Origin of the sequence: Paenibacillus taihuensis (assembly GCF_003386535.1) — a bacterium.
GTDB classification, from domain to species: domain Bacteria; phylum Bacillota; class Bacilli; order Paenibacillales; family Paenibacillaceae; genus Paenibacillus_Z; species Paenibacillus_Z taihuensis.
Map to the genome: position 1 here is coordinate 1 of NZ_QTTN01000035.1, position 24,354 is coordinate 24,354.

A 24,354-nucleotide genomic window follows, 5' to 3' on the forward strand; every position below is an offset into this window, starting at 1 on the left:
TTTCCCAACTCGACCATGCAGCCAAGTTGCATATCCGGTATTAGCATTCGTTTCCGAATGTTATCCCGGTCTCACAGGCAGGTTGCCTACGTGTTACTCACCCGTCCGCCGCTAACCTTACCCGAAGGTAAGATCCGCTCGACTTGCATGTATTAGGCACGCCGCCAGCGTTCGTCCTGAGCCAGGATCAAACTCTCCATAAAGGCGAAATGGCGGAGCCATTTGCGCTAAATGAATTCGCTTGTTAGCTCATTCAAAAAACTAGCTTAATTGTATGACCTTTTGACAGGTCGCTCATTGTTCAGTTTTCAAGGAACAAATTGTTTCTTTTTACTCTCGTGCGCCGTATGTCTCAGCGGCGACTTGATTAATATATCACACCGTTAATAAACAATGCAACCCTTTTTTTCATTTTTTTTATTCACATGTGAATTGACCTTTAAATCAGCGGTATGAGCGCATATTGAGCGCGTAACGGGACAGCTCTTTCGGGGAGGCGATACGGGCATACATCCGAAAAATCACTTTATAACGTTTAGCAATCGCGGTCTTAATATCACCGTCTAGCCGGGAATCGTTCAAGTCGAGTAGCATTTCGTCGAGTTCTTTGCGGAGTACATAGTCTAGTTCTTTACATTCTTTGTCGTTGAACAATATTCCAAGCATAACCGATTGCGGCCTCCTTCTTTAAACTAGCCGATACAAAACGGCGGTCTCGCATGACACGAAACCGCCGCTTTATTGTTATGCACAAAAATTGGTAATTTTATTACTTTCCTAATAACCAGACTGTAACTGTACTTTCAATTAACGCTGCAAAGGCAAGCATGACAGTTAGTAAAACCATGACCGGAAGTGTTCGCATGACGAAACGTTCGAGCTCCTGCGACCAACCTGGTCTTCTCGTTAGCAGCGCGCCGATGCCTTGGAGCATGATTTTGCCAAACCGCAGTCCATATGCGCATGCAATTACAATCGCGGCAAGCTCGATGATGCCGTGAGGAAGCAGCCCTTTAAAGACGATGGTAAATAACGTGTCTCCGCCCTGCTCCGCTGACTTATGAACCAAATAACCGATCATCATCCCGTTGATCGCCAAGAAGATGATGGGTACTATGCCGAAGATAGCTCCTATGTACATGACCAGAATGGCTTTAATGACGTTATTAAAGAAAATAAACACCATTAAGAATAATGTCGGGTGGCTGCTGGAATCGATATTTTGCGCGACGTTACGAAGTCCGCTCATCTGTCCTTGAATAAAGGCCTCGAGGTCCGGATTCGTAGCTCCAACAACCATGCCTGCGAGCAGAAAGATCGTACTGAATGCAATATAATGCCGCATCATCTTCAGATGGCGGAATATTTCCTTGGGAGAGAACATAAGTGCAAGCACCTCTTTAAGCAGTTTTTGGGCCGAGCTGTAATAAGTTGATGGTACGAGCATATCTTGTACTAGAACAAGCCTAATTAGAGGGGAGTGTACGAAAATAATGAACATGTTTTATGTAATGAACGGACGAAAGCTGAAACGTTATTTTCTAATGACAGTCGGGATTATCTTTGCTGCCGGCGTAATTTACGCAGAGAAGGACAATATTACGGTGTTTGCCCCGGACCAGCCCGCGGCGATCTACAGTGTTCCGACGGATAAGAAAGTGGTTGCGCTGACGTTCGATATTAGCTGGGGTGAAAAGCGTACGGAGCCGATTCTCGAGGTGCTGAAGGAAAAAGGGGTTAAGAACGTTACCTTCTTCCTCTCCTCCCCTTGGAGCCAGTCCCATCCGGATATTGTGAAGAAGATCGTCGATGCAGGGTATGAAATCGGAAGCCACGGCCATAAGCATGGCAATTATAGCACGTTCAGCGATGAGGAAATTCGCACTCAAATCGAAACGGCACAAAACATCCTTACACAGGTAACCGGCAAAACTCCGTCCCTGATTCGCATGCCTAATGGCGATTTTGACAAAAGGGTCCTTCGTATTGCGGAACAAATGAACTATAAAGTCATTCAGTGGGATACAGATTCGCTCGATTGGATGAACATTGGCACGGAGAAAATCATTAACCGCGTTGTGAGCAAGGCTCATCCGGGCGATATCATTCTCATGCATGCAAGCGACTCCGTAAAACAAACGCATGAAGCGCTGCCGGCCATCATTGACCAGCTGCGCAGCAAAGGCTATGAGTTTGTGACGGTGTCCGAGCTGATCGCGCAAACGGAGCTGCAGGGCAAAACGGTGCAGGATAAAGCAACGATGTTCCATCAGCAGCTCGACGCTTCAGCAGAAAATTAATGTTATGAACTAGACGGCCGGTTTCGCATTCGATGCGGAATCGGCTGTTTGCTCTTTGCGGACAAGACGGTGCAGCAGCAGGATTTGATAAGCGTTGCAAGCGAACATCGGAACAATCATGAAGAACATGGCATTAACGTTCGCTCCATCGCCCTGCAGCGCTTTCCACGACTCAATAACGGTAACGACCACTTGCAGGAACAGCGTAGGAATAAACGCATTGTTGTTCGTAAGTTTTGATTTGTAATATGCCACTCCATATGCGGCAATTGCTAGTCCTAGCGGCAGTACCCAGAAAATCCAACTATTTAAGGACGCGCGATCCTGATACAGCAAATAACCGATGCCTCCGAGGGCAAATAATACAGTGTAAGCTTGCAGCGCATTCCAGAGGTAGCCTTTGCGCAGAACGCTCAGGGCGATGTAATTCAGCGTCAAGTAAGAAAAGAAGCCCATTTGGCTGAATGCACCGAACAGCAGGCCGACGAGCGCCATCATGCCTGCATTAAAGCCTGCCGCTTCCACGCCGACAAAGCCGAACGAGCGGTCCGTCCACTGCATCATGCTGCCAACAATAGTTGTAACGACAGCGCCGACTGCCATTGTGCTCCAGAATAAGAAAAACCATTTTCGAATATTCACGTTAATTCAGCTCCTAAACAATTTGTGCGGGCAAGTATTATGCCGTTTAAACGGCTTATTTTTCAATCAAGTTTAATCATCCTTCATTGTACCACGCCACTTGCAAAAAGCTATGTCTCGTCCATGATAATCCGATGAACATTGTCGCATACTACAGCTAGAAAAAAGCCGTATTTTCAGAAGGGAGACAGTGCCAATATGCTCAAACGTTTGTCATGGGTAGGTGCCATCGCCATTATCGCATCACTATTGTCCGGCTGCGGGTCTGAGCCGACCAGCGCGTCCAGTGAGCCGATTAGTTATAAGGATATGAAATCGATGGTCATCGACATTCTTAAAACCGAGGATGCCCAAAAGGCGCTTCAGGAATCGGCCTCAGCAACTATAGGCAACAACGGTACCGGTGCACGAATTCTGTCCGTACAAGATCAGGAACAAATGCGGATGGCTGTAAAAGAAACGCTCGTATCACCGGAGTACAATAAAACGATCGAGAAATTGATGACAGATCCCCGCTTCGCTGGCGAGTTTGCGAAGGCAGTCAATAAGCAGAACAAGCAAATTCATAAGGATTTGCTGAAGGATCCGACTTATCAGAAGGATCTTATGCAAGTGATGAAGAGCCCTGAAATGGATAAAATGATTCTGGAAGTGCTGCAAAGCACGCAATATCGCAAGCAGGTCATGTCGATCATGCAGGAATCGATGCAAAGCCCGCTCTACCGCTTAGAAATTCTCGATCTGCTTAAAAAAGCCGTTCAAGAAGAACTTAAGCCGAAGCCTGATGAAAAAGTGACAAAGCAAAAGGATAGCGGCGGCGGTGAGGGTGACAGCGGCGGTGATAGTGGCGGCGACAGCGGCGGCGATGGTATGGGTGACTCCGGCGGCGGCGGTTGATCCAATTCGAAAGTTATACAGGATAAGTGGATAAGTCGTGGATAAGGGAACTGGATAAGAGACAGTGGTTAAGCGGCAGTGGATATACACAGGTGGATAAGTAATTGAATAAAGAAAAGCCAACATCTTATGCACAATTGTGCAGGATGTTGGCTTTTTTAGTTGATGAAGGTGACGTGAAGGGTTAAGAGTGCAGTGCGTGTAGTGCAAAGGCGTGTAAGCAGTCCAGTGAGTTGTGGCTTACGCTTCACACTTCGCGATAACAGAGTCAGCCACTTCCAAGTAGATGCGGCCCGTGTCTGTATCGGCTTTATATACGCATGGTGCAAAATCCGGCTCGGTCGCGAGGTTGTCCGGCGCGCCAAGCGGAATTTGGGCAAGCAGATCCGCGTTCAGCGACTCCGCCAGTCTCGCGCCGCCGCCGCGGCCAAACACGTACTCGTGCTCCCCGTCCTTGCTGATGTAGTACGACATATTCTCAACGATACCGATAATTTCATGTTCGGTCTTGATTGCCATTGCGCCTGCTCGTGCAGCAACGAAGGCAGCTGTCGCATGCGGCGTCGTAACGATGATTTCCTTGCTCTGCGGAATCATCTGATGAACATCTAGCGCCACGTCGCCTGTGCCTGGCGGCAGGTCAAGCAGCAGGTAGTCCAGCTCGCCCCACTCGATCTCCGCGAAGAAATTGCGGAGCATCTTGCCGAGCATTGGACCACGCCATACGATCGGCGCATTGTCTTCAACGAAGAAGCCCATCGACATCACTTTGACCCCGAATTTCTCAATCGGGATTACGCGTTCGTTCACGACCTCTGGGCGCTCCTCGATGCCCATCATATCGGGCACGCTGAAGCCGTAGATGTCGGCGTCGATAATGCCCACACGCTTGCCCCTGCGGGCTAAGGCGACCGCGAGATTGACGGTCACCGTGGACTTGCCGACGCCGCCCTTGCCGCTGGCGACGGCGATGAAGTGCGTCCCGCTGCTACCGCCGAGCAGCGGATTCGCCTCAAGGCCGGCCCCGTGACCACGTACGGGGCCCGCGCCGCCTGCCGCGCCTGCGGCGGAAGCGCCCGCAGCTGCTGCTGCGCCTGCGCTGCCGGCCGCCTGCGGCGCGGCCTCGCCGGACCGAAACCGGCAGTGCACGGTTTCGGCGCCGGCTGCGGTCAGCGCTTCGCGCAGAGCAGCCTCAAGCGCGCTCTCCGCGCTCGCGGCCGCACCGATGACCGTCATCGATACGTGACGGTCCTTCACTACAACATCGCGGAAGGTAATCTGCGTGCCTTCCGCTTTATAAGGAGCCGCCACTGATTCGGCGGCTTCAATTACATTCTCACGGGTCAACATGTATATTCGTCTCCTCTTGTCCCTGATTTCAACATTAGTGCATATATGCTGTAAGTACTTGCTCTTATTATAACAAGACAATGCCCGCCTTCCAACCTCAGCACCGAATAAGCGAAGCCTTAAGCTCGTCTATCCTTTAGGCGCAGCTCCCCACTTCTCGCCCGCTGTGAAGCGCAGAACGCCTTGATAGATCGATGCTGCCACCTTCTTCTGATACTCGGCATCTGCCAGCCTGGAAGCCTCGCCTGGGTTCGATAAGAAGCCCACCTCAACGAGCGCGGTTGGTACATCTTGCATAGCCTTCAAGAGGTAGACGGTATTCACTGTGGCCGCAAGGCGATCCGTGTTGGCGAGATTTCGCCGTATTTCATCTTGAATTAGTGATGCGAGGACGGCGTTCTCCGGCATATTCGGATAGAAGAATGTCTGTGCGCCGGACCATTTAGGCGAAGGTATACTGTTCATGTGAATGCTCAGCAGCAGGCTTGCATGGTTGTCCTTCACGAATTGTGCCCGTTTCACCAAGTCCTGCGTTTTACGCTGGCTGATCTTCGAGGTTCCCTTGTCAGCAAGGTCGTAATCACCTTCTCGGGTCATCACGACAATTGCGCCGGCCTCCTGCAGATAATCCCGAAGCTGAAGAGCAATCGCGAGGTTCAAGTCCTTCTCCACAAGCCCCTGATTGCTAACCGCTCCTCCGTCCACTCCGCCGTGTCCCGCATCGATGGCGATCACTTTGCCGGATAGCGGCAGCGTCCAATACGTCCAGGTACGCGTAGCCGGCACTTCCTGCGTCAACAGGATCACGGTTAGCAGAACAGCGATGACACCTAGCGTAATGCGGACCGCGCCTCGATAGGTAATCCAGATGACGAAGCGTTTCCGAACTTTGGTCATACAAAAAGCCACCCCAATCTCCATCCGATGATCATGCACAGAAGTTGTCCTGTGCTTCTTTATCATCCTATGGGACGAGGTGGCTTGTTATGCTCTTAATTCACAGGCTGTTCAGCCATACCTTCGATAAGAATCTTGGCCACTTCCGGACGGGAGAATTCTGGCGGAGGGCATACGCCATCGCGCAGCAGCGCACGAACCTTCGTACCGGACAATGTCAAATGATCCTCTTTGCCGTGCGGGCAAGTTTTGCTCGATGCCATGTTGCCGCACTTCGTGCAGAAGAAGCTGTGTTCAAAATAAAGCGGCTGGATACCGAGATCGTCCGCCGGGAACGAACGAAGCAGCTCTTGCGCTTCATACGTACCGTAGTAATCACCTACACCAGCATGGTCACGTCCAACGATGAAGTGCGTGCAGCCGTAGTTTTTGCGAACCATCGCATGGAAGATCGCTTCACGCGGGCCAGCATAACGCATTGCTGCCGGGAATACGCCAAGGAACGTACGATCCGCTGGGTAGTAGTTCTCGAGCAGCGCGATGTAGCTCTTCATCCGAACGTTCGCTGGAACATCATCGGACTTCGTTTCGCCAACAAGCGGGTTCAAGAAGAGTGCATCTACAATTTCCATTGCACACTTCTGGATATATTCATGAGCACGGTGAACCGGATTACGTGTTTGGAAGCCAACAACTGAGCGCCAGCCCTTCTCCGCGAAGATCCGTCTTGTTTCAGCCGGGTCAAAATAAAACTCGTTGAATTTCTCCGGCACAGGACGGTTCAGTACAGTAATCGAACCCCCTACGTACGTAGAAGGACGAGCGTAGAGCTTCGCTACGCCTGGGTGTGCAACATCGTCTGTCTTGAACACATTCACAGCTTCGTGCTTCTGATCAACGTTATAGATGCTCTCGATCTCGATAACGGCATATACCGTATTATCTTCACCAATAAGCGCTGCACGCTGGCCTGTGGACAGTTCAGCTGCCTTCGCTTCTTCAACGGCAAGTGTAATTGGGATACTCCATACTGTGCCGTCTGCAAGCCGCATACGCTCAACAACCGAGCGATAGTCCGCTTCATTAAGGAATCCTGTAAGCGGCGAGAACGCGCCTACGCCGATCAAATCCAAATCGGAAATAGTCCAATTGTTAATGATGATGGATGGTAACGATGCCGCTTCTGGTAAGAGCGCTTCGCGTTCAGCGCCTGTTGCGATTCGGTTGACGAGTACGCCGCCATGCGGCTTAATGCTGGTCATGTATGGGAAACTCCTCTGCTTATTAATTAATTATTTTATTTATGCAATCCGCACTCTGTTTTCTCTTGACCGGACCAACGTCCTGCACGAGGATCTTCACCTGGCATAACTTGGCGTGTGCAGTATTCGCAGCCGATACTCGGATAGTTGTTGTCGTGTAGCGGATTGTAGTAAACATTGTTCTCACGGATATAGTTCCAAACATCCTCGGAAGTCCAGTTCGCGATCGGATTGAATTTTACCAATCCGAACTTCGTGTCGTACTCGATCTTCTTCGCATTAGCACGAGTCGGCGCTTGGTCACGGCGAATGCCTGTGATCCATGCTTCGTACTTGGACAGGATTTGTGTAAGTGGATCTACCTTACGAATGTTACAGCATTGAGTTGCATCCGACTTCCACAGCTCTTCGCCGAATTGGACAGCTTGCTCCTCAGGCGTAATGGCTGGCTTCACTTGAACGAACTTCAGGTTGTAGATCTCTTCCATCTTGTCGCGTGTCTCATACGTTTCTTTAAAGTGGAAGTCCGTATCCAGATAGAAAATATCTGTCTTCGGGCTAATCTTCTGCAGCATATCGACAAGCACGACATCTTCCGCGCCAAAACTGCATGCAAATGTGATGTTCGGGAATGTTTCTACCGCGAACTTCAGGATTTCTTGCGGCGTTGCGTTTTCCAGTAGTTCTGCCTGCTCTTTGATGAGCGCTTCTTTTTCAAACAGATTCATGGTGATGCCCTCCATATCTTAATTCCTAGTAAATCAATCTACATTAAATTATACGTCCATTCTGGAAATTGTTCAATGCTTATAAATATGTATATAAATGAAAAATGCCCTCTCTGCTTGAACAGAGAAGGCATTTGATGAAAAATATTAACGTTTCGAGAATTGTGGTGCACGACGAGCTGCTTTAAGACCGTATTTCTTACGTTCTTTCATACGTGGGTCACGAGTCAAGAAGCCAGCACGTTTCAGAGCTGGACGGAATTCAGGGTCTGCTTTGAGCAATGCACGGGAAATACCGTGACGGATTGCGCCAGCTTGGCCGGAGATACCGCCGCCGTGTGCGATTACCAAGATATCGTATTTGCTTGTAGTCTCAGTAAGAGCAAGCGGTTGTTTAACGATCAGCTTCAGTGTTTCCAAACCGAAGTAGTCATTAAGATCACGTTTGTTGATAATGATTCGTCCTTCACCCGGCACGAGACGTACACGTGCTACAGAGTGTTTACGACGACCGGTTCCATAGTATTGAACTTGTGCCATGAAACTGACCTCCCTCTAATTAACCGCGAAGTTCGTAAACTTCTGGATTTTGTGCTTGATGCGGGTGTTCCGATCCTGCATATACTTTGAGTTTAAGCTTCATTTTGTCGCCAAGGCGATTTTTAGGAAGCATGCCGTGGATAGCTTGTTCCAGAACGTATTCTGGCTTGTTCTTGATCATGTCTTGGGCTGGAGTAACTTTCAAACCGCCTTGGTACATGGAGTGACGGTAGTACATTTTGTTTTGCAATTTCTTGCCTGTCAGGTGGATCTTTTCAGCGTTGATGACAACTACGAAGTCACCCGTGTCAACGTGAGGTGTAAATTGTGGTTTGTGTTTGCCGCGGATCAGGGCTGCAGCTTCGCTCGCAAGGCGGCCAAGCGTTTTGCCTTCTGCGTCAATGACGTACCATTTGCGTTCAACTTCATTTGGCTTAGCCATATAGGTAGTGCGCATGGATGTTCCTCCTTCTTCATTTCAAACAATCGGTTCATTTATGTTGTTATGTGACCTTTAAAGATGATGCTGAATCGACCATCGGTCTCCTCGAGCCAATCATCCGTAAACGGCTCGATTAATCGTCAAAATACTGATGTTACGCGGCGATCTCAGTCGGGGCTGTGGGAGAGCCACTAAGAAAGCACAAGTTATATTCTACTACAACGAATAGGCAAGTGCAAGTGATTTCTTTGGATACGATGCATGTGAAGAGTTGGAAATACTCATCAATCGTCGTACTCCACTTCCCACAACATAAGTCCGTGAGCCATAGCCGTAGGTCCAGCTTTAGTGCGGTCCTTGGCAGCTAGAATGCGGACAACATCATCTACATTCCACTTGCCTTCTCCAACTCGCAGAAGCGTTCCTACAATGATTCTTACCATGTTGTAAAGGAAACCATCCCCCGTAATGAAGAGATCAAGCTTCCCTTCGCTCTCGTCCAAACGTGCGCTGATCACTGTCCGCGTATGGGTTCGTTTGGTCGATCGCTGCGATGCGAATGATGTGAAGTCATGCTGGCCTACCAGCTTCGCAAGCGCAGCTCTCATCTCGGGCAGACGAAGAGGCATGGGATAATGAAATCGATAATACCGTTCAAAAATATCCGCAAACTTGTTCGTATCGATGGAATACCGATACGTCTTCCGTTTGGCGCTGTAACTGGCATGAAAATCAAGGGGCACTTCATCCGCTCTCAGTACCGAAATATCATCCGGAAGTCTGGAATTGAGCGCCAATGCCCAGCGATGCACGGGTATTGGTGATGAAGTCAGGAAGTTGATGACTTGTCCACGTGCGTGAACGCCAGCATCTGTTCTTCCTGACGCAGTAATATTTACTTTCTCCCCCGTTAGCACGACAATTGCCTGCTCTAAGACATCTTGAACCGTGTTACCGATCGGTTGTGTCTGAAAGCCGTGGTAGGACGTTCCTACATAGCTGATGACCATCCGAATGTTCCTCATCCCAAGTCTCCTTTCACCGGTGCTCCTAAGGGCAACAAAAAAAGGTGGCCGCAAGGTCCACCCTTCGTTTGCTACGCGCGGTCTACCAGTTCCAAGTAAACCATAGGCGCCGCGTCACCGCGACGAGGTCCTAGCTTCAAGATACGCGTATAGCCGCCTGGACGCTCCGAGTAACGAGTTGCCAGTTCTGAGAACAATTTTTGGATTGCATCTTGCTCACCTGCAGCAAGAGACTCACGGCGAACGAAAGCTGCAACTTGACGACGCGCGTGAAGATCACCGCGTTTAGCAAGCGTGATCAGCTTCTCAGCGATTGGACGAAGTTCTTTCGCTTTCGCCTCAGTCGTTTGAATACGCTCATACAAGAACAAGTCAGTAACGAGATCGCGGAACAATGCTTTCCGGGAGCTAGCGTCACGGCTCAATTTTGAATATGCCATTCGAATTTCCCCTCCTTAAAACAGTCTATAGACCTCTAGTCTGTGCTGCTTTCTATTCTTCCATGCGGAGGCCAAGACCAAGTTCTTCAAGCTTCTCTTGAACTTCTTCCAAAGACTTGCGTCCGAGGTTACGGACTTTCATCATGTCTTCTTCCGTCTTCGTGATCAGCTCTTGAACGGTGTTGATACCTGCACGTTTGAGACAGTTATAAGAACGCACGGACAGATCGAGTTCTTCGATCGTCATCTCGAGCACTTTCTCTTTCTTGTCTTCTTCTTTTTCAACCATGATCTCAGCATCTTTCGCTTCGTCAGTCAGACCAACGAACAGATCCAGATGCTCAGTCAAAATTTTGGCGCCGAGGCTGACTGCCTCTTCCGGACGAATGCTTCCGTCAGTCCAAACTTCAAGTGTGAGCTTATCGTAGTTAGTCACTTGACCAACACGTGTATTCTCAATCGAGTAGTTTACACGAGTAATCGGCGTGTAGATCGAATCAACAGGGATAACGCCGATAGGCTGATCTTCCCGTTTGTTGCGATCTGCTTGCACATAACCGCGTCCGCGGTTAGCAAATACTCGCATGTGAAGACGTGCACCGGAGGCCAGCGTCGCGATATGAAGATCAGGGCTTAAAATCTCGACATCGCTGTCTGCGCGAATATCGCCAGCCGTAACGTTGCCTTCACCTTCCGCATCAATTTCCAATACCTTCTCTTCGTCGGAATGGATTTTTAGCGAGAGGCCTTTGAGATTCAGGATGATTTCAGTAACATCTTCCATCACACCTGGAACCGTAGAGAACTCATGAAGAACACCATCGATTTGAACAGATGTTACCGCTGCGCCAGGCAGCGACGACAACAGAATTCTACGAAGGGAATTCCCAAGCGTTGCTCCGTATCCACGTTCAAGCGGTTCAACGACGAACCGTCCGTAAGTGCCATCCTCATTCAGTTCTACGGTTTCGATTTTCGGCTTTTCGATCTCAATCACTAATAGAACCCTCCCTCAAAACGTCGCTCCGTTACCATTATCGCGATTGTAAGTCAAATCATGTAGTATGGCAAACCTTCACAACCATTATTCACAAGTTGGATTAATTTGATACCACAAAATTTGGACTATACGCGACGACGTTTTGGCGGGCGGCATCCGTTATGTGGAACCGGAGTTACGTCTTTAATAAGGTTAACTTCCAGACCAGTTGCTTGAAGCGAACGAATTGCTGCTTCACGACCAGCGCCTGGGCCTTTAACCATTACCTCGACCGTTTTCATACCGTGTTCCATTGCCGCTTTAGCTGCGGATTCAGCAGCCATTTGAGCTGCATAAGGCGTGCTCTTACGGGAACCTTTAAAGCCGAGGTTACCCGAGCTTGCCCAAGAAATCGCGTTTCCGTGCGGATCTGTAATCGTTACGATCGTATTATTGAATGTCGAGCGGATGTGCGCTACGCCAGAATCAATATTTTTACGGTCACGACGTTTCGTACGCACCACTTTTTTTGGTTTAGCCATTATCGGTTATCCCTCCTTCTTATTTCTTCTTGTTCGCTACAGTCCGGCGAGGACCTTTACGCGTACGAGCATTTGTTTTAGTCCGTTGACCACGAACCGGAAGACCACGACGGTGACGAACACCACGGTAGCAACCGATTTCGATCAGACGTTTGATGTTAAGCGAGATCTCACGACGAAGGTCGCCTTCAACTTTAACAGTCTTGTCGATTGTTTCACGAAGTTGGCTAACTTCATCTTCAGTCAGATCGCGAACGCGAGTATTTTCGCTAATACCAGTCGTTTCCAGGATCTTGTTAGCAGTTGTTCTGCCGATACCGAAGATGTACGTTAGAGCGATGACAACGCGCTTATCACGCGGTAAGTCTACACCAGCAATACGTGCCATGTACCGTTATTCCTCCTTTATCCTTGTTTTTGTTTGTGTTTCGGATTTTCACAAATAACCATAACATTGCCTTTGCGGCGAATGACTTTACATTTCTCGCAAATCGGCTTGACCGAAGGTCTTACCTTCATTGTGATTACCTCCCGATATCTTTCGTGGGCAGGCGCCTTAAGCGACTACTTCCGATAGGTAATGCGTCCTCTTGACAAATCATAAGGTGACAACTGAATGACTACTTTATCTCCTGTCAGAATACGGATGAAATGCATTCTGAGCTTGCCCGATACGTGAGCGAGAATCTGGTGTCCGTTCTCCAGTTCCACCTTGAACATGGCGTTAGGTAGTGGTTCAATAACCGTACCTTCGACTTCAATGACGTCTTCTTTAGCCAAAGTCAGTCTCCTTTCCCTTGCAGAGCCTTCTGAATAGCATAACGCAATTTTGCGTTTGTTACACGGCCGGTTTCCCGCATGCTGTCAGCCACTTCTGGACTGACGACCGGTTGCATCAGAAGATGCAGTACGTTCTTCTTCTTCGATTGATCGAAGCGCCGCTTGTCGCCGTCTGCTACAAGAACAAAACGTTCATCCAGAACCTGAATGATAACGGCATATGAGCCTGCGTCTTTCCCCCGAAGCACCTTCACAAGTCGACCGATCTCCGGCATATATTCCAATGCGCTCAACCTGCCTGCTCCCTGGATAGGGTTAATATTTCGCAGCCATCTTCAGTTACAGCCACCGTATGCTCGAAGTGAGCACACCATGAACCGTCTTCCGTAACGACTGTCCAATTATCCTCCAGAGTACGCACATATCGCTCACCGATGTTGACCATCGGCTCAATCGCCAGAACCATTCCTGGTTTAAGACGAGGTCCGCGATCGGGTAATCCGTAGTTCGGAATTTCAGGTTCTTCATGGAGGTCTGCACCAATACCATGACCGACAAACTCACGAACAACAGATAAACCAGCAGCTTCGATCACTTGTTGAATCGCATGCGAGATGGTAAACAAACGAACATCCGGCTTCACGAGTGCGAGTCCTGCATACAGTGACTGTTCTGTAATGTCGAGCAGCCGCTTTGACTCTTCACTTATCTCGCCCACACCATAGGTCCATGCCGAATCGCCATGATACCCTTTGTACTGTGCGCCGATATCAATACTGATGACGTCGCCGTCGTTCAGTTTGCGTGGTCCAGGAATGCCGTGTACCAGCTCATTGTTTACAGAAGCGCAGATGCTGGCAGGAAATTGATTGTACCCTTTGAAAGAAGGTATGGCGTCCTGACTGCGAATGTACGATTCAGCAATTTCGTCCAATTCCTTGGTGGTTACACCTGGGCGAATCGCTTGTTTAAGCAATCGATGCGTTTCCGCAACAATTTGACCAGCTCTTCTCATATATTGCAATTCCGAATCGGATTTGCATATGATCATTCCGCTGTTCCCCGTAGGCAGCTTACGATCTCAGCCGTAACTTCGTCGATTTCCCTCTCGCCGTCTACTTCACACAAAACGCCTTTGTTCGAGTAGTACTCGAGCAATGGAGCCGTTTTGGAGATGTATTCGTCAAGACGCGTGCCTACTTTTGCTTCCGTATCGTCTGACCGCTGATACAGCTCGCCGCCGCATTTATCACAAACGCCTTCTTGCTTCGGCGGGTTGAACATAACATGGTACGTGGAGCCGCATGATTTACAAATGCGACGACCGGTCAGACGCGCAAGCAGTAGACCGCGGTCAACCTTGAGGTTAACGACGTGATCGATACTGCGTCCCATTTCAGCCAACATCCCGTCCAGCGCCTCAGCTTGCTGAAGCGTGCGTGGAAAACCGTCAAGCAGGAAGCCTATGTTGCAATCCTCTTGCGCAAGGCGGTCACGAACGATGCCGTTCGTAATTTCATCGGGAACAAGAAGACCTTGATCCACGAATTCTTTCGCCTTCACACCAAGTGGAGTGCCTTGCTTCATTGCCAAACGGAAAGCATCGCCAGTGGAGATATGCGGTACTTTGAAAGTATCCACAATACGTTCCGCCTGTGTGCCTTTACCTGCGCCTGGAGGGCCCATGAATAAGATGTTCATTAGCGTGTTCCTCGCTTTAAACATAATAGGCTCGGCCGGGTCCCGCCACATGCTACATGCGCGGAAGCCCGCTAGCGAACCTATAGTTATTTATTGATAAACCCTTTGTAGTGGCGCTTGATCAATTGCGTCTCGATCTGCTTCATCGTATCCAATGCAACACCGATAACGATTAGCAGCGATGTACCGCCCAGCTTAACGTCACGAGGCAGATCTGCGAGCGTACCGAACAGAACCGGCAGGATCGAGATAAGCGACAAGAAAATCGCACCGCTGAGCGTGATACGCGACATGACGCGTGTAATGTAAGAGGATGTTGGTTTACCTGGGCGAATACCTGGGATATAACCGCCATTCTTCTTCATTTGATCAGCCATCTGCACCGGATTGATTTGCACGAACGTGTAGAAGAACGTGAAAGCTACAATCAGAATTACATACAACACCATACCAAGCGGTTTGTCGTAAGGCATGTGTTCTTGAACCCATCTTGCCCAAGAGTGTGTCGACCAGAAGTTCGCGATCGTGATCGGGAACATCAGCAGCGACACAGCGAAGATTACCGGAATAACCCCTGCGCCGTTAACTTTGAGCGGAATGTGTGTCGATTGACCACCGTACATTTTCCGACCAACTACGCGTTTAGCGTATTGAACCGGAATTTTACGAATCCCTTGTTGAACGAAGATAACCCCGACTACGATTGCAATGATTGCAATAATAATCGCAACTACCTTAATGATGTTGAGGAAGAGCGAACCTTGCACATCCACGAACTCTTGTTGGTAAATCGAACGCGCATGTGAAGGAATTCTTGCTACGATACCGGCGAAGATCAGGACCGAAATCCCGTTACCGATGCCTTTCTCTGTGATTTGCTCTCCGAGCCACATGAGGAAGGCAGTTCCTGCCGTAAGGATTATCGCAATCATAATATAATCCGTATACGTCGCATTAGGAATCATATCGAGCGAGTAGAGCCGATTGAAACCGATCGCTGTACCGAAACCTTGGACAAGACCAAGAATAACGGTACCGTAACGAGTAATTTGAGCAAGCTTACGTTTTCCGTTCTCGCCTTCTTTCGCCCATTCAGCGAATTTAGGAATTACGTCCATCGACAACAATTGTACGATGATCGATGAGGTGATGTAAGGCATGATCCCGATCGCGAAAATCGAGAACTGGAACAGTGCCCCACCGGAGAACGTATTAAGCAAACCAAACAACTCAGAACCGGCCTGATCCGTTTGCGTAAATACATCTTTATCTACACCAGGAACCGGGATAAAAGAACCGATTCGGTAAACGAGCAAGATGAACAAAGTGAACAGGATCCGCTTGCGAAGGTCTTCCACTTTCCAAATGTTGGACACGGTCTTGAACAATTAGATCACCTCGGTTTTACCGCCGGCAGCCTGGATTTTCTCTACCGCAGATTGAGAGAACTTGCTTGCTTTTACCGTAAGCTGAACAGTGATTTCGCCGTTACCCAAGATTTTGATTCCGCTCTGTGGGTTTTTAACGATACCTTGCTCAAGCAGTAGCTCAGGAGTTACTTCTGTGCCAGCTGCAAAGCCGTTCAACTCATCGATGTTCACAATCGCATACTCTTTACGGAATGGGTTGTTGAAGCCGCGTTTAGGCAGACGACGGTACAATGGGTTTTGACCGCCCTCGAACCCTGGGCGAACGCCACCACCGGAACGAGCATTTTGACCTTTGTGACCGCGACCGGCAGTCTTACCGTTTCCGCTACCGATACCACGGCCTTTACGGAAACCTTCTTTACGAGAACCCGGTGCTGGTGAAAGTTCATGCAATTTCATCGTGCGTTGCACCTCCTTAATGTTTTGTGTTGTCTTCCGACATCACTTGTTGTTGCTATATTACTTCGCCCTGAATGGCGATTAACCTTGTACTTCTTCCACTTTAACCAAGTGGCTGACATGAGTAATCATGCCACGGATAGCTGGGCTGTCGCTGTGGACAACCGATTGACGAATTTTGCGAAGACCGAGCGTAGCAACAGTCGCACGCTGTTTCTCGTTACGACCGATCAGGCTGCGAACGAGGGTGATTTGCAATTTTGCCATCGTATTCTCCTCCTTAGCCCAAAAGCTCTTTAACTGTTTTGCCACGAAGTTTAGCAACATCTTCGGCACGTTTCAGACGGGAAAGTCCTTCTAGTGTCGCGTTAACCATATTCATGGAGTTTGAAGAGCCAAGCGATTTAGTCAGAATGTCACCTACACCTGCAAGCTCAAGAACGGCACGAACCGGGCCGCCTGCAATTACTCCAGTACCTTCAGATGCTGGCTTCAAAAGAACGCGGCCAGCGCCGAAGTGACCAAGTACTTGGTGAGGAATTGTTGTTTTCACGAGTGGAACATGAATCAGGTTTTTCTTAGCGTCTTCAATACCTTTGCGGATTGCATCAGGTACTTCGCCAGCTTTACCGATTCCTGCGCCAACGTATCCTTTACCGTCGCCTACAACTACCAGCGCGCTGAAGCTGAAACGGCGTCCGCCTTTTACTACTTTCGCTACACGGTTGATTTGAACTACTTTTTCAGTAAGTTCCAATGCATTTGGATCTATACGCAAGTCGAGTTACCTCCTTCATAAGTATTGTCGATTAGAATTCAAGACCTGCTTCACGAGCTGCATCAGCCAGTGCTTGAATTCTTCCGTGGTACAAATATCCGCCGCGATCAAATACGACTTGGTCATAGCCTTTCGCTTTAGCGCGAGCAGCAATTACTTCACCGATTTTGCGAGCAGCCTCAACGTTACCGCCATTGCTAATTTGCTCTGCAACTTCTTTATCGAGCGTCGATGCTTGTGCGATTGTTACGCCTTGAACATCATCGATCAGTTGTGCATAGATGTGCTTGGAGGAACGGAATACAGAGAGACGTGGACGCTGCGTAGTTCCGTTGATTTTCTTACGTACACGCAGGTGACGTTTCAGACGAGCTTTGTTCTTATCGCCTTTTGTAATCATTCGTTGTACACTCCTTTCTCAGTCCTTATGACGCTATCCGGTCAAGCAGCGCGGTTAAGCAGCTGCTTACTTCTTCTTACCAGCTTTACCTTCTTTACGAAGGATACGCTCGCCTTCATACTTGATACCTTTACCTTTATACGGCTCAGGTTCACGTACGGAACGGATCTTCGCAGCAGTTGCACCAACAAGCTCCTTGTCGATACCTCTTACGATGATTTTCGTGTTCGAAGGAACTTCAAACTCGATGCCGTTCTCAGGAGTGATTTCTACTGGGTGCGAGTAACCAACGTTAAGTACGATTTTCTCGCCAGTTTTGTTTGCACGGTAACCAACGCCTACTAGCTCAAGGTTCTTAACGAAGCCTTCAGTTACACCACTAACCATGTTAGCAATGATGCTGCGAGTTGTACCGTGCAGGGAACGATGCAATTTATTGTCAGAAGGACGCTCAACAGTAAGAACGCTGTCCGCAACTACCACTTTCATATCCTTGTGAAGTTCGCGGCTCAGAGTACCTTTAGGTCCTTTAACAGTGATTACGCTATTGCTCAGGTCGATGTTTACACCGCCTGGAACTGTAATTGGTTTACGGCCAATACGAGACATTGTTACACCTCCAATCGTTGTGACAGTTAATTACCAAACGTAGCAGACAACTTCGCCGCCGGACTTAACTTGGCGAGCTTCTTTGTCAGTCATAATTCCTTTGGATGTGGAAATGATCGCCATTCCCAAGCCACCCAGTACGCGAGGCACTTCAGTGCTCTTCGTGTAAACGCGTAGACCCGGCTTGCTGATGCGTTTCAGCCCCGTAATTACACGCTCTTGGTTCGGGCCATATTTCAAGAAAATACGGATAATCCCTTGTTTGCTATCTTCGATAAACTCAGCATCGCGGATAAAGCCCTCGCGTTTCAAAATTTCTGCGATTTGCTTCTTCACTTTAGAAGCAGGCATTTCTACCGTCTCATGACGCACAACGTTTGCGTTGCGAATGCGTGTAAGCATATCTGCGATCGGATCAGACATAACCATTGTGTAAACCTCCTTCCCGAACTAGGCTGATTACCAGCTTGCTTTTTTAACGCCAGGTATCTGGCCTTTGTATGCTAATTCACGGAAACAAATCCGGCAAATTTTAAACTTTTGCAAAACGGAATGCGGACGGCCGCAACGTTCGCAGCGTGTGTAAGCCTGCACTTTGAATTTAGGTGCACGTTGCTGCTTAACCTTCATCGAAGTTTTTGCCACTTGGTATTACACCTCCTGTGGATTACTTCGTAAACGGCATGCCCAATTGGGTCAGCAGTTCACGAGCTTCTTCGTCCGTTTTTGCCGTCGTGACGATGACGACGTCCATACCACGAACTTTATCAACTTTATCATACTCGATCTCCGGGAAGATCAGCTGCTCTTTCAAGCCAAGTGTGTAGTTACCACGGCCGTCGAACGCTTTGTTCGAAACACCGCGGAAGTCACGCACGCGCGGAAGAGTAACGTTGAACAGTTTATCAAGGAAGTAGTACATGCGCTCACCGCGCAGCGTTACTTTAACCCCGATTGGCATGTTTTCGCGAAGTTTGAAACCTGCGATCGATTTTTTCGAACGTGTTACGACAGGTTTTTGACCAGCGATCAAGCGCATATCTTCAACAGCAGCGTCAAGCACTTTGGAGTTCGAAACAGCTTCACCAACACCCATGTTGATAACAACTTTCTCGATTTTAGGCACTTGCATTACTGTCGAATAGTTGAACTTCTGCATCAGAGCAGGAGTGATTTCGTTAAGAAAACGATCTTTCATTCTTACTGCCATGTAACGTGAACCTCCTTTCCGTATCGGTCAATTAATCAATAACCTCGCCGGACTTTTTAGCGATCCGGACTTTATTGCCGTTATCAAGCACTTTGTAACCGATCCGAGTTACTTTACCGCTCTTAGGATCGATGTGCATAACGTTGGAAACATGAATCGCCGCTTCTTGCTCGATAATGCCGCCTTGCGGATTAGCTTGCGAAGGACGAGTATGCTTCTTCACCATATTGACGCCTTCGACGAGAACGCGGTTTTGACGTGGATACGCAGCAATTACGCGGCCTTTTTTGCCTTTGTCTTTACCCGTAATAACCATAACCGTGTCGTCTTTTTTGACGTGCAACTTATTGTTGTGAGATTCCAACACTTTTTTTAACCGTGGCATGAGTACACCTCCTGCGTGCCCTGCGCTTAAGTGCGCAAGATTCTAATTAGATAACTTCCGGAGCAAGCGATACGATTTTCATGAAGTCGCGGTCGCGAAGTTCGCGAGCTACTGGTCCGAAAATACGTGTGCCGCGCGGGCTCTTGTCTTCTTTTACGATTACAGCTGCATTCTCATCAAATGCGATGTACGAACCGTCTTTACGGCGAACCGCACGTTTAGTACGAACGATAACCGCTTTTACTACGTCACCCTTTTTGACAACGCCACCGGGTGTTGCTTGTTTGACGGAGCAGACGATCAGATCGCCGATGTGGCCTACACGACGTCCAGTACCACCTAGTACACGAATGCACATCAGTTCTTTCGCGCCGGAGTTGTCAGCGACGGCCAAACGCGTAAATGGTTGAATCATTTCAACGTCCTCCTTTCGAGAAAATGCTTCTTAAAGCATTCTTAGAAAATAACAGCTGCTTCAACGATTTCGACTAAACGGAACCGTTTGTCTTTCGAAAGCGGGCGAGTTTCCATGACTTTGACGATGTCGCCAATCTTAGCCTGGTTATTCTCGTCATGTGCTTTGAATTTTTTCGTATACTTGATACGTTTGTGGTACAGGTCATGCTTCTTATATGTCTCAATCGCTACAACGATTGTTTTGTCCATTTTGTCAGACACGACTTTACCGATTTGAACTTTGCGCGCATTACGTTCGCTCATGTTCATCCTCCTTCCATACATTCGTTATCGGTTCACGGGTATAAGCAGATTAGCTGCTAATTCCGAGTTCTCTTTCACGAAGAACGGTTTTGGCACGAGCTATGTCCTTACGAACATCGCGGATGCGAGTCGGGTTTTCCAGTTGGCCGGTAGCCAATTGAAAACGAAGGTTGAATAGCTCTTCTTTGAATCCAGCGACTTTTTGTTCGAGTTCAACAGAGGTTAGGTTGCGGAAATCGTTAGCTTTCATTTGCTTCACCACCCACTTCTTCGCGTTTCACGAACTTCGTTTTCACTGGAAGCTTATGTGCTGCAAGACGCATAGCCTCACGAGCGATCTCTTCAGATACGCCAGCAAGCTCGAACATTATTTTGCCCGGTTTTACGACAGCAACCCATTTCTCAACGTTACCTTTACCGCTACCCATCCGCACTTCAAGAGGCTTTTGAGTAATTGGCTTGTCTGGGAAGATCTTGATCCAAACTTTACCACCACGTTTGATGTAACGAGTCATCGCGATACGCGCTGCTTCGATTTGACGGTTAGTGATCCATGAAGGCTCAAGAGCTTGAAGACCGAATTCGCCGAATACTACTTCAGTGCCGCCTTTAGCACGACCAGCCATGGAACCACGTTGTTGCTTACGATGTTTGACACGTTTAGGTACCAACATGATTAGTTGCCTCCTTCCTGTGGAGCTTTCTTCTTAGTTGGAAGGATTTCACCACGGTAGATCCATACTTTAACGCCGATACGGCCGTAAGTTGTATGAGCTTCCGCTGTTCCGTAGTCAATATCCGCACGCAGCGTATGAAGAGGAACTGTACCTTCGCTATAGCTTTCTGAACGAGCGATCTCAGCGCCACCAAGACGGCCGCTAACGGAAGTTTTGATACCTTTCGCGCCGGAACGGAGTGTACGTTGAATCGATTGTTTCATTGCACGACGGAAGGAAATCCGGCGCTCAAGTTGTTGTGCAATGCTTTCAGCTACGAGGACTGCATCCAGTTCAGGATGTTTGATCTCGGAGATGTTGATATGCACTTTTTTGCCTTTAGCAATTTTCGAAAGCTCGGAACGAAGTGTCTCAACTTCGGAGCCGCCTTTACCAATTACCATACCAGGCTTAGCTGTATAAATTGTAACGTTAACGCGGTTAGCTGCACGTTCGATTTCGAACTTGGAAACTGCCGCATCTTTCAATTTGTTCTTCAGGTGCTCACGGATCTTAACATCTTCCATAAGCAAGTCGCCGAAGTCTTTGCCAGCGTACCATTTGGATTCCCAATCACGGATAACGCCGATACGTAGACCGACGGGATTTACCTTTTGTCCCACACGTTTTCCCTCCTTATTTTTCGGATACCACCAAAGTAATGTGGCTGGTTCTCTTATTAATCCGGCTAGCACGACCCATTGCGCGCGGGCGGAAACGTTTCATTGTTGGTCCTTGGTTCACAAACACTTGTGAAATGACCAATTTGTTCACGTCCAATTGGTAGTTGTGCTCCGCGTTTGCGATAGCGGAATTCAGCAACTTCTCAACGATTGGAGATGCCGATTTAGGCGTGTGACGCAAAATCGCGATTGCTTCGCCAACTTGCTTGCCACGAATCAAATCAACAACCAATTGAGCTTTGCGAGGTGCAATGCGGACGTGATTAGCGAACGCTTTAGCTTGTTGCATGGATGAACCTCCTCTCAAACTTTATGACCTTAAGCTTTAATCCGATTAACGACGGCCAGTCTTCTTGTCGTCGTTGCCGTGACCTTTATACGAACGCGTTGGCGCGAACTCACCGAGTTTGTGGCCAACCATATCTTCTGTCACATAAACCGGTACATGTTTTTTACCGTCATAAACAGCGAACGTGTGTCCGATGAATTGCGGGAAAATTGTAGAACGACGCGACCAAGTTTTAACGACTGTCTTCTTCTCAGCTGCGTTCAGAACTTCAACCTTCTTAAGCAGGTAACCGTCAATAAACGGACCCTTTTTCAAACTGCGACCCATGGATGATCCTCCCTTCACGCTATTGTTACGTGGGCGCCGCGCGTTAAGCAGATGACGCCGAGGCGCCTATTACTTCGTACGACGACGAATAATGTATTGGCTCGATGCTTTCTTCTTCTTGCGTGTCTTAGCGCCAAGAGTCGGTTTGCCCCATGGCGACATAGGCGATTTACGTCCGATTGGTGCACGGCCTTCACCACCACCGTGTGGGTGATCGTTAGGATTCATTACAACACCACGTACTTCAGGACGCTTGCCCATCCAACGGGAACGGCCGGCTTTACCGATTTTCACGAGCTCGTGATCCTCGTTGCCTACAGAACCAATTGTCGCACGGCATTTCTTCAGAATACGACGTACTTCGCCAGACGTCAAGCGAATTGTAACGTAGTGTTCTTCTTTACCAAGAAGCTGAGCATCAGTACCTGCAGCACGAACCAATTGTCCGCCTTTGCCAGGCTTCAACTCGATATTGTGGATAACTGTACCTACTGGGATGTTTTCAAGTGGCAACGTGTTACCAATCTTGATATCTGCATCCGCTCCGGAAACGATTTGATCCCCAACTTTAAGACCTTTAGGTGCGATGATGTAGGCTTTCTCGCCATCCACATAGTGGATAAGTGCGATGTTGGATGTACGGTTCGGATCATATTCGATCGTCGCTACGTTACCTACGATACCATCCTTGGTACGTTTGAAGTCGATGATACGGTATTTACGCTTATGGCCGCCACCGTGATGACGAACCGTAATTTTACCTTGGTTGTTACGACCAGCTTTTTTGAAAAGCGGCGCAAGAAGCGATTTCTCCGGTGTGCTTGTCGTGATCTCTTCGAAAGTCGAGACGGACATACCACGACGCGCTGGAGATGTCGGTTTATACTTCTTAACTGGCACTTCGATTCCCTCCTTAACCGATATCTTGTTTAATCACGTTAGCCCTACGGCCCGAACGCGATTAAACTGTTTCGAAAAACTCAAGCTCATTGCTGTCAGCACTGAGTTGCACGATCGCTTTTTTCCACTCGGATGTATATCCGCTGTGGCGGCCATAGCGTTTAGGCTTAGCTGGCATGCGAAGCGTGTTTACGCTTGTTACTTTCACTTTGAAGATCGATTGGATCGCGAGTTTGATCTCAGTCTTGTTCGCACGAAGATCAACTTCGAATACATAGCGTTTGTTCGCCATGAAATCGCTCGTTTGTTCCGTAATGATCGGGCGCTTGATAATATCGCGTGGATTTTTCATTACGCAAGCACCTCCTGTACTTTTTCAACTGCTTCTTTAGTGATGATTAGCTTGTCGTATTTCATAACGTCTAGAACATTGATGCCATCGGCTGCAACGAACTTCACGTTAGGAAGGTTACGAGCGGAAAGAGCTACATTATCTTCGTAGCTTGCTGTAACAACAAGTGCTTTACGAGCCACTTTCAGGTTGTTCAGAATAGCTGCGAATTCTTTAGTCTTAGGAGCTGCGAATGTCAGTTGATCAAGAACGATAATTTCGTTATCAACAACTTTGCTCGACAATGCAGATTTGATTGCTAAGCGACGAACTTTCTTAGGAAGTTTGAAGCTGTAGCTGCGTGGTGTTGGTCCGAACACTGTACCACCGCCAACCCATTGCGGGGCACGGATGCTACCTTGACGTGCGCGACCTGTACCTTTTTGTTTCCAAGGCTTACGTCCGCCACCGCGTACTTCGGAGCGGCCTTTAGTCTTGTGCGTACCTCTGCGCTCAGAAGCTTGCTGCAACAATACTGCGCTGTGCAATACGTGAACGTTAGGTTCAACTCCAAATACTGCATCGGACAATTCAACCTCGCCAACTTGCGATCCATTCACGCTAAAAAGTGCTACTTTCGGCATTTCATGTT

41 protein-coding genes and 1 rRNA gene are annotated in these 24,354 nt (G+C 48.5%); 2 read left to right on the forward strand and 40 right to left on the reverse strand.

All coding sequences use genetic code 11. The annotated features are described in order from the left end of the window. From A8990_RS23190 to A8990_RS23200, 3 genes are all read right to left on the reverse strand, one after another. Window positions 1–203, reverse strand: a 16S ribosomal RNA gene (locus A8990_RS23190); the annotation flags it as partial. A 241-nt stretch (window positions 204–444) separates the two neighbouring features. Continuing rightward, on the reverse strand, window positions 445–666 hold the full coding sequence (locus A8990_RS23195; protein WP_112885733.1) for a hypothetical protein: 222 nt from the start codon (window positions 664–666) through the stop codon (window positions 445–447). 103 nt (window positions 667–769) lie between these two features. Continuing rightward, a complete protein-coding gene (locus A8990_RS23200; RefSeq protein ID WP_116191435.1) occupies window positions 770–1,384 on the reverse strand; it encodes a stage II sporulation protein M in 615 nt (204 codons plus the stop codon). A gap of 109 nt (window positions 1,385–1,493) precedes the next feature. Between A8990_RS23200 and pdaB the strand changes: the two genes are divergently transcribed. Continuing rightward, window positions 1,494–2,300, forward strand: coding sequence for a polysaccharide deacetylase family sporulation protein PdaB (pdaB, locus tag A8990_RS23205; RefSeq protein ID WP_116191436.1), 807 nt, complete (start codon window positions 1,494–1,496; stop codon window positions 2,298–2,300). A 9-nt stretch (window positions 2,301–2,309) separates the two neighbouring features. On the opposite strand, the gene A8990_RS23210 is transcribed toward pdaB, so the two are convergent. Continuing rightward, on the reverse strand, window positions 2,310–2,942 hold the full coding sequence (locus A8990_RS23210; RefSeq protein WP_181909741.1) for a KinB-signaling pathway activation protein: 633 nt from the start codon (window positions 2,940–2,942) through the stop codon (window positions 2,310–2,312). 198 nt (window positions 2,943–3,140) lie between these two features. Here A8990_RS23210 and gerD point away from each other — a divergent pair, with 198 nt between their 5' ends. Next, a complete protein-coding gene (gerD, locus tag A8990_RS23215; protein ID WP_116191437.1) occupies window positions 3,141–3,839 on the forward strand; it encodes a spore germination lipoprotein GerD in 699 nt (232 codons plus the stop codon). A 240-nt stretch (window positions 3,840–4,079) separates the two neighbouring features. Here gerD and A8990_RS23220 read toward each other — a convergent pair whose 3' ends face one another. The 36 genes from A8990_RS23220 to rplD form a co-directional block, all read right to left on the reverse strand. Continuing rightward, window positions 4,080–5,189, reverse strand: a complete 1,110-nt coding sequence (locus tag A8990_RS23220; RefSeq protein WP_116191438.1) for an Mrp/NBP35 family ATP-binding protein — start codon at window positions 5,187–5,189, stop codon at window positions 4,080–4,082. A 129-nt stretch (window positions 5,190–5,318) separates the two neighbouring features. Further along, window positions 5,319–6,086, reverse strand: coding sequence for an N-acetylmuramoyl-L-alanine amidase CwlD (cwlD, locus tag A8990_RS23225; protein ID WP_116191439.1), 768 nt, complete (start codon window positions 6,084–6,086; stop codon window positions 5,319–5,321). A gap of 95 nt (window positions 6,087–6,181) precedes the next feature. Then, window positions 6,182–7,348 carry a sulfate adenylyltransferase gene (sat, locus tag A8990_RS23230; RefSeq protein ID WP_116191440.1) on the reverse strand — a complete coding sequence of 389 codons (1,167 nt, stop codon included), beginning with the start codon at window positions 7,346–7,348 and terminating at the stop codon, window positions 6,182–6,184. Between the two features lie 35 nt (window positions 7,349–7,383). Then, complete coding sequence (locus A8990_RS23235; RefSeq protein WP_116191441.1) at window positions 7,384–8,076, reverse strand: phosphoadenylyl-sulfate reductase; 693 nt, start codon at window positions 8,074–8,076, stop codon at window positions 7,384–7,386. Window positions 8,077–8,223: 147 nt separating this feature from the next. Further along, window positions 8,224–8,616 carry a 30S ribosomal protein S9 gene (gene rpsI, locus A8990_RS23240; protein ID WP_116191442.1) on the reverse strand — a complete coding sequence of 131 codons (393 nt, stop codon included), beginning with the start codon at window positions 8,614–8,616 and terminating at the stop codon, window positions 8,224–8,226. A 19-nt stretch (window positions 8,617–8,635) separates the two neighbouring features. Then, window positions 8,636–9,073: a 50S ribosomal protein L13 gene (gene rplM / locus A8990_RS23245; RefSeq protein ID WP_116191443.1), complete on the reverse strand. Its 438-nt coding sequence runs from the start codon at window positions 9,071–9,073 to the stop codon at window positions 8,636–8,638. A gap of 269 nt (window positions 9,074–9,342) precedes the next feature. Then, on the reverse strand, window positions 9,343–10,083 hold the full coding sequence (gene truA, locus A8990_RS23250; RefSeq protein WP_116191444.1) for a tRNA pseudouridine(38-40) synthase TruA: 741 nt from the start codon (window positions 10,081–10,083) through the stop codon (window positions 9,343–9,345). A gap of 71 nt (window positions 10,084–10,154) precedes the next feature. Then, window positions 10,155–10,523 carry a 50S ribosomal protein L17 gene (gene rplQ / locus A8990_RS23255; protein WP_116191445.1) on the reverse strand — a complete coding sequence of 123 codons (369 nt, stop codon included), beginning with the start codon at window positions 10,521–10,523 and terminating at the stop codon, window positions 10,155–10,157. 52 nt (window positions 10,524–10,575) lie between these two features. Beyond that, window positions 10,576–11,520, reverse strand: a complete 945-nt coding sequence (locus tag A8990_RS23260) for a DNA-directed RNA polymerase subunit alpha (RefSeq protein WP_116191446.1) — start codon at window positions 11,518–11,520, stop codon at window positions 10,576–10,578. 128 nt (window positions 11,521–11,648) lie between these two features. After that, window positions 11,649–12,044: a 30S ribosomal protein S11 gene (gene rpsK / locus A8990_RS23265; RefSeq protein ID WP_116191447.1), complete on the reverse strand. Its 396-nt coding sequence runs from the start codon at window positions 12,042–12,044 to the stop codon at window positions 11,649–11,651. A gap of 19 nt (window positions 12,045–12,063) precedes the next feature. Further along, the gene (rpsM, locus tag A8990_RS23270; RefSeq protein WP_116191448.1) at window positions 12,064–12,432 is read right to left on the reverse strand and encodes a 30S ribosomal protein S13; all 369 of its coding nucleotides are present in this window, start codon (window positions 12,430–12,432) and stop codon (window positions 12,064–12,066) included. A gap of 17 nt (window positions 12,433–12,449) precedes the next feature. Further along, window positions 12,450–12,563: a 50S ribosomal protein L36 gene (gene rpmJ, locus A8990_RS23275; RefSeq protein WP_003333770.1), complete on the reverse strand. Its 114-nt coding sequence runs from the start codon at window positions 12,561–12,563 to the stop codon at window positions 12,450–12,452. Between the two features lie 45 nt (window positions 12,564–12,608). Beyond that, window positions 12,609–12,824 carry a translation initiation factor IF-1 gene (gene infA, locus A8990_RS23280; RefSeq protein WP_015847200.1) on the reverse strand — a complete coding sequence of 72 codons (216 nt, stop codon included), beginning with the start codon at window positions 12,822–12,824 and terminating at the stop codon, window positions 12,609–12,611. A 2-nt stretch (window positions 12,825–12,826) separates the two neighbouring features. After that, window positions 12,827–13,099: a KOW domain-containing RNA-binding protein gene (locus A8990_RS23285; RefSeq protein WP_116191492.1), complete on the reverse strand. Its 273-nt coding sequence runs from the start codon at window positions 13,097–13,099 to the stop codon at window positions 12,827–12,829. A 14-nt stretch (window positions 13,100–13,113) separates the two neighbouring features. Then, complete coding sequence (map, locus tag A8990_RS23290) at window positions 13,114–13,875, reverse strand: type I methionyl aminopeptidase (RefSeq protein WP_116191449.1); 762 nt, start codon at window positions 13,873–13,875, stop codon at window positions 13,114–13,116. After that, a complete protein-coding gene (locus A8990_RS23295; RefSeq protein ID WP_116191450.1) occupies window positions 13,872–14,525 on the reverse strand; it encodes an adenylate kinase in 654 nt (217 codons plus the stop codon). Before A8990_RS23295 ends, map begins: the two co-directional genes overlap by 4 nt. Before the next feature lie 86 nt (window positions 14,526–14,611). Continuing rightward, window positions 14,612–15,913 carry a preprotein translocase subunit SecY gene (gene secY / locus A8990_RS23300; protein ID WP_116191451.1) on the reverse strand — a complete coding sequence of 434 codons (1,302 nt, stop codon included), beginning with the start codon at window positions 15,911–15,913 and terminating at the stop codon, window positions 14,612–14,614. Further along, window positions 15,914–16,354, reverse strand: coding sequence for a 50S ribosomal protein L15 (gene rplO, locus A8990_RS23305; protein WP_112885749.1), 441 nt, complete (start codon window positions 16,352–16,354; stop codon window positions 15,914–15,916). An 81-nt stretch (window positions 16,355–16,435) separates the two neighbouring features. Next, window positions 16,436–16,621 carry a 50S ribosomal protein L30 gene (rpmD, locus tag A8990_RS23310; RefSeq protein ID WP_132491087.1) on the reverse strand — a complete coding sequence of 62 codons (186 nt, stop codon included), beginning with the start codon at window positions 16,619–16,621 and terminating at the stop codon, window positions 16,436–16,438. Window positions 16,622–16,634: 13 nt separating this feature from the next. Further along, window positions 16,635–17,132, reverse strand: coding sequence for a 30S ribosomal protein S5 (gene rpsE, locus A8990_RS23315; RefSeq protein ID WP_090583257.1), 498 nt, complete (start codon window positions 17,130–17,132; stop codon window positions 16,635–16,637). Between the two features lie 31 nt (window positions 17,133–17,163). Continuing rightward, window positions 17,164–17,532, reverse strand: coding sequence for a 50S ribosomal protein L18 (rplR, locus tag A8990_RS23320; RefSeq protein ID WP_116191453.1), 369 nt, complete (start codon window positions 17,530–17,532; stop codon window positions 17,164–17,166). Between the two features lie 66 nt (window positions 17,533–17,598). Next, a complete protein-coding gene (rplF, locus tag A8990_RS23325; RefSeq protein ID WP_116191454.1) occupies window positions 17,599–18,141 on the reverse strand; it encodes a 50S ribosomal protein L6 in 543 nt (180 codons plus the stop codon). A gap of 30 nt (window positions 18,142–18,171) precedes the next feature. Next, window positions 18,172–18,570, reverse strand: coding sequence for a 30S ribosomal protein S8 (gene rpsH, locus A8990_RS23330; RefSeq protein ID WP_090583251.1), 399 nt, complete (start codon window positions 18,568–18,570; stop codon window positions 18,172–18,174). Between the two features lie 30 nt (window positions 18,571–18,600). Continuing rightward, window positions 18,601–18,786 carry a type Z 30S ribosomal protein S14 gene (locus A8990_RS23335; protein WP_090583249.1) on the reverse strand — a complete coding sequence of 62 codons (186 nt, stop codon included), beginning with the start codon at window positions 18,784–18,786 and terminating at the stop codon, window positions 18,601–18,603. Window positions 18,787–18,808: 22 nt separating this feature from the next. Further along, window positions 18,809–19,351, reverse strand: coding sequence for a 50S ribosomal protein L5 (gene rplE, locus A8990_RS23340; RefSeq protein WP_116191455.1), 543 nt, complete (start codon window positions 19,349–19,351; stop codon window positions 18,809–18,811). A gap of 31 nt (window positions 19,352–19,382) precedes the next feature. Beyond that, entirely contained in the window at window positions 19,383–19,736 is a 354-nt protein-coding gene (rplX, locus tag A8990_RS23345) for a 50S ribosomal protein L24 (RefSeq protein WP_112885755.1), read from the reverse strand. A gap of 46 nt (window positions 19,737–19,782) precedes the next feature. Continuing rightward, window positions 19,783–20,151 carry a 50S ribosomal protein L14 gene (gene rplN / locus A8990_RS23350; RefSeq protein ID WP_090583243.1) on the reverse strand — a complete coding sequence of 123 codons (369 nt, stop codon included), beginning with the start codon at window positions 20,149–20,151 and terminating at the stop codon, window positions 19,783–19,785. Between the two features lie 41 nt (window positions 20,152–20,192). Beyond that, window positions 20,193–20,456: a 30S ribosomal protein S17 gene (gene rpsQ, locus A8990_RS23355; RefSeq protein WP_116191456.1), complete on the reverse strand. Its 264-nt coding sequence runs from the start codon at window positions 20,454–20,456 to the stop codon at window positions 20,193–20,195. 49 nt (window positions 20,457–20,505) lie between these two features. Then, window positions 20,506–20,706, reverse strand: a complete 201-nt coding sequence (gene rpmC, locus A8990_RS23360; RefSeq protein ID WP_090583239.1) for a 50S ribosomal protein L29 — start codon at window positions 20,704–20,706, stop codon at window positions 20,506–20,508. Then, entirely contained in the window at window positions 20,696–21,130 is a 435-nt protein-coding gene (gene rplP, locus A8990_RS23365) for a 50S ribosomal protein L16 (protein ID WP_116191457.1), read from the reverse strand. The genes rpmC and rplP overlap by 11 nt, the downstream gene beginning before the upstream one ends. Before the next feature lie 2 nt (window positions 21,131–21,132). After that, complete coding sequence (gene rpsC, locus A8990_RS23370) at window positions 21,133–21,795, reverse strand: 30S ribosomal protein S3 (RefSeq protein ID WP_116191458.1); 663 nt, start codon at window positions 21,793–21,795, stop codon at window positions 21,133–21,135. 13 nt (window positions 21,796–21,808) lie between these two features. Further along, the gene (gene rplV, locus A8990_RS23375; protein WP_116191459.1) at window positions 21,809–22,144 is read right to left on the reverse strand and encodes a 50S ribosomal protein L22; all 336 of its coding nucleotides are present in this window, start codon (window positions 22,142–22,144) and stop codon (window positions 21,809–21,811) included. Window positions 22,145–22,189: 45 nt separating this feature from the next. Then, window positions 22,190–22,471, reverse strand: a complete 282-nt coding sequence (rpsS, locus tag A8990_RS23380) for a 30S ribosomal protein S19 (RefSeq protein ID WP_116191460.1) — start codon at window positions 22,469–22,471, stop codon at window positions 22,190–22,192. A 69-nt stretch (window positions 22,472–22,540) separates the two neighbouring features. Further along, on the reverse strand, window positions 22,541–23,371 hold the full coding sequence (gene rplB / locus A8990_RS23385; protein ID WP_116191461.1) for a 50S ribosomal protein L2: 831 nt from the start codon (window positions 23,369–23,371) through the stop codon (window positions 22,541–22,543). 61 nt (window positions 23,372–23,432) lie between these two features. Next, window positions 23,433–23,723, reverse strand: coding sequence for a 50S ribosomal protein L23 (rplW, locus tag A8990_RS23390; protein ID WP_116191462.1), 291 nt, complete (start codon window positions 23,721–23,723; stop codon window positions 23,433–23,435). Further along, on the reverse strand, window positions 23,723–24,346 hold the full coding sequence (gene rplD, locus A8990_RS23395; protein WP_116191463.1) for a 50S ribosomal protein L4: 624 nt from the start codon (window positions 24,344–24,346) through the stop codon (window positions 23,723–23,725). Before rplD ends, rplW begins: the two co-directional genes overlap by 1 nt. Between the last annotated feature and the right edge of the window lie 8 nt (window positions 24,347–24,354).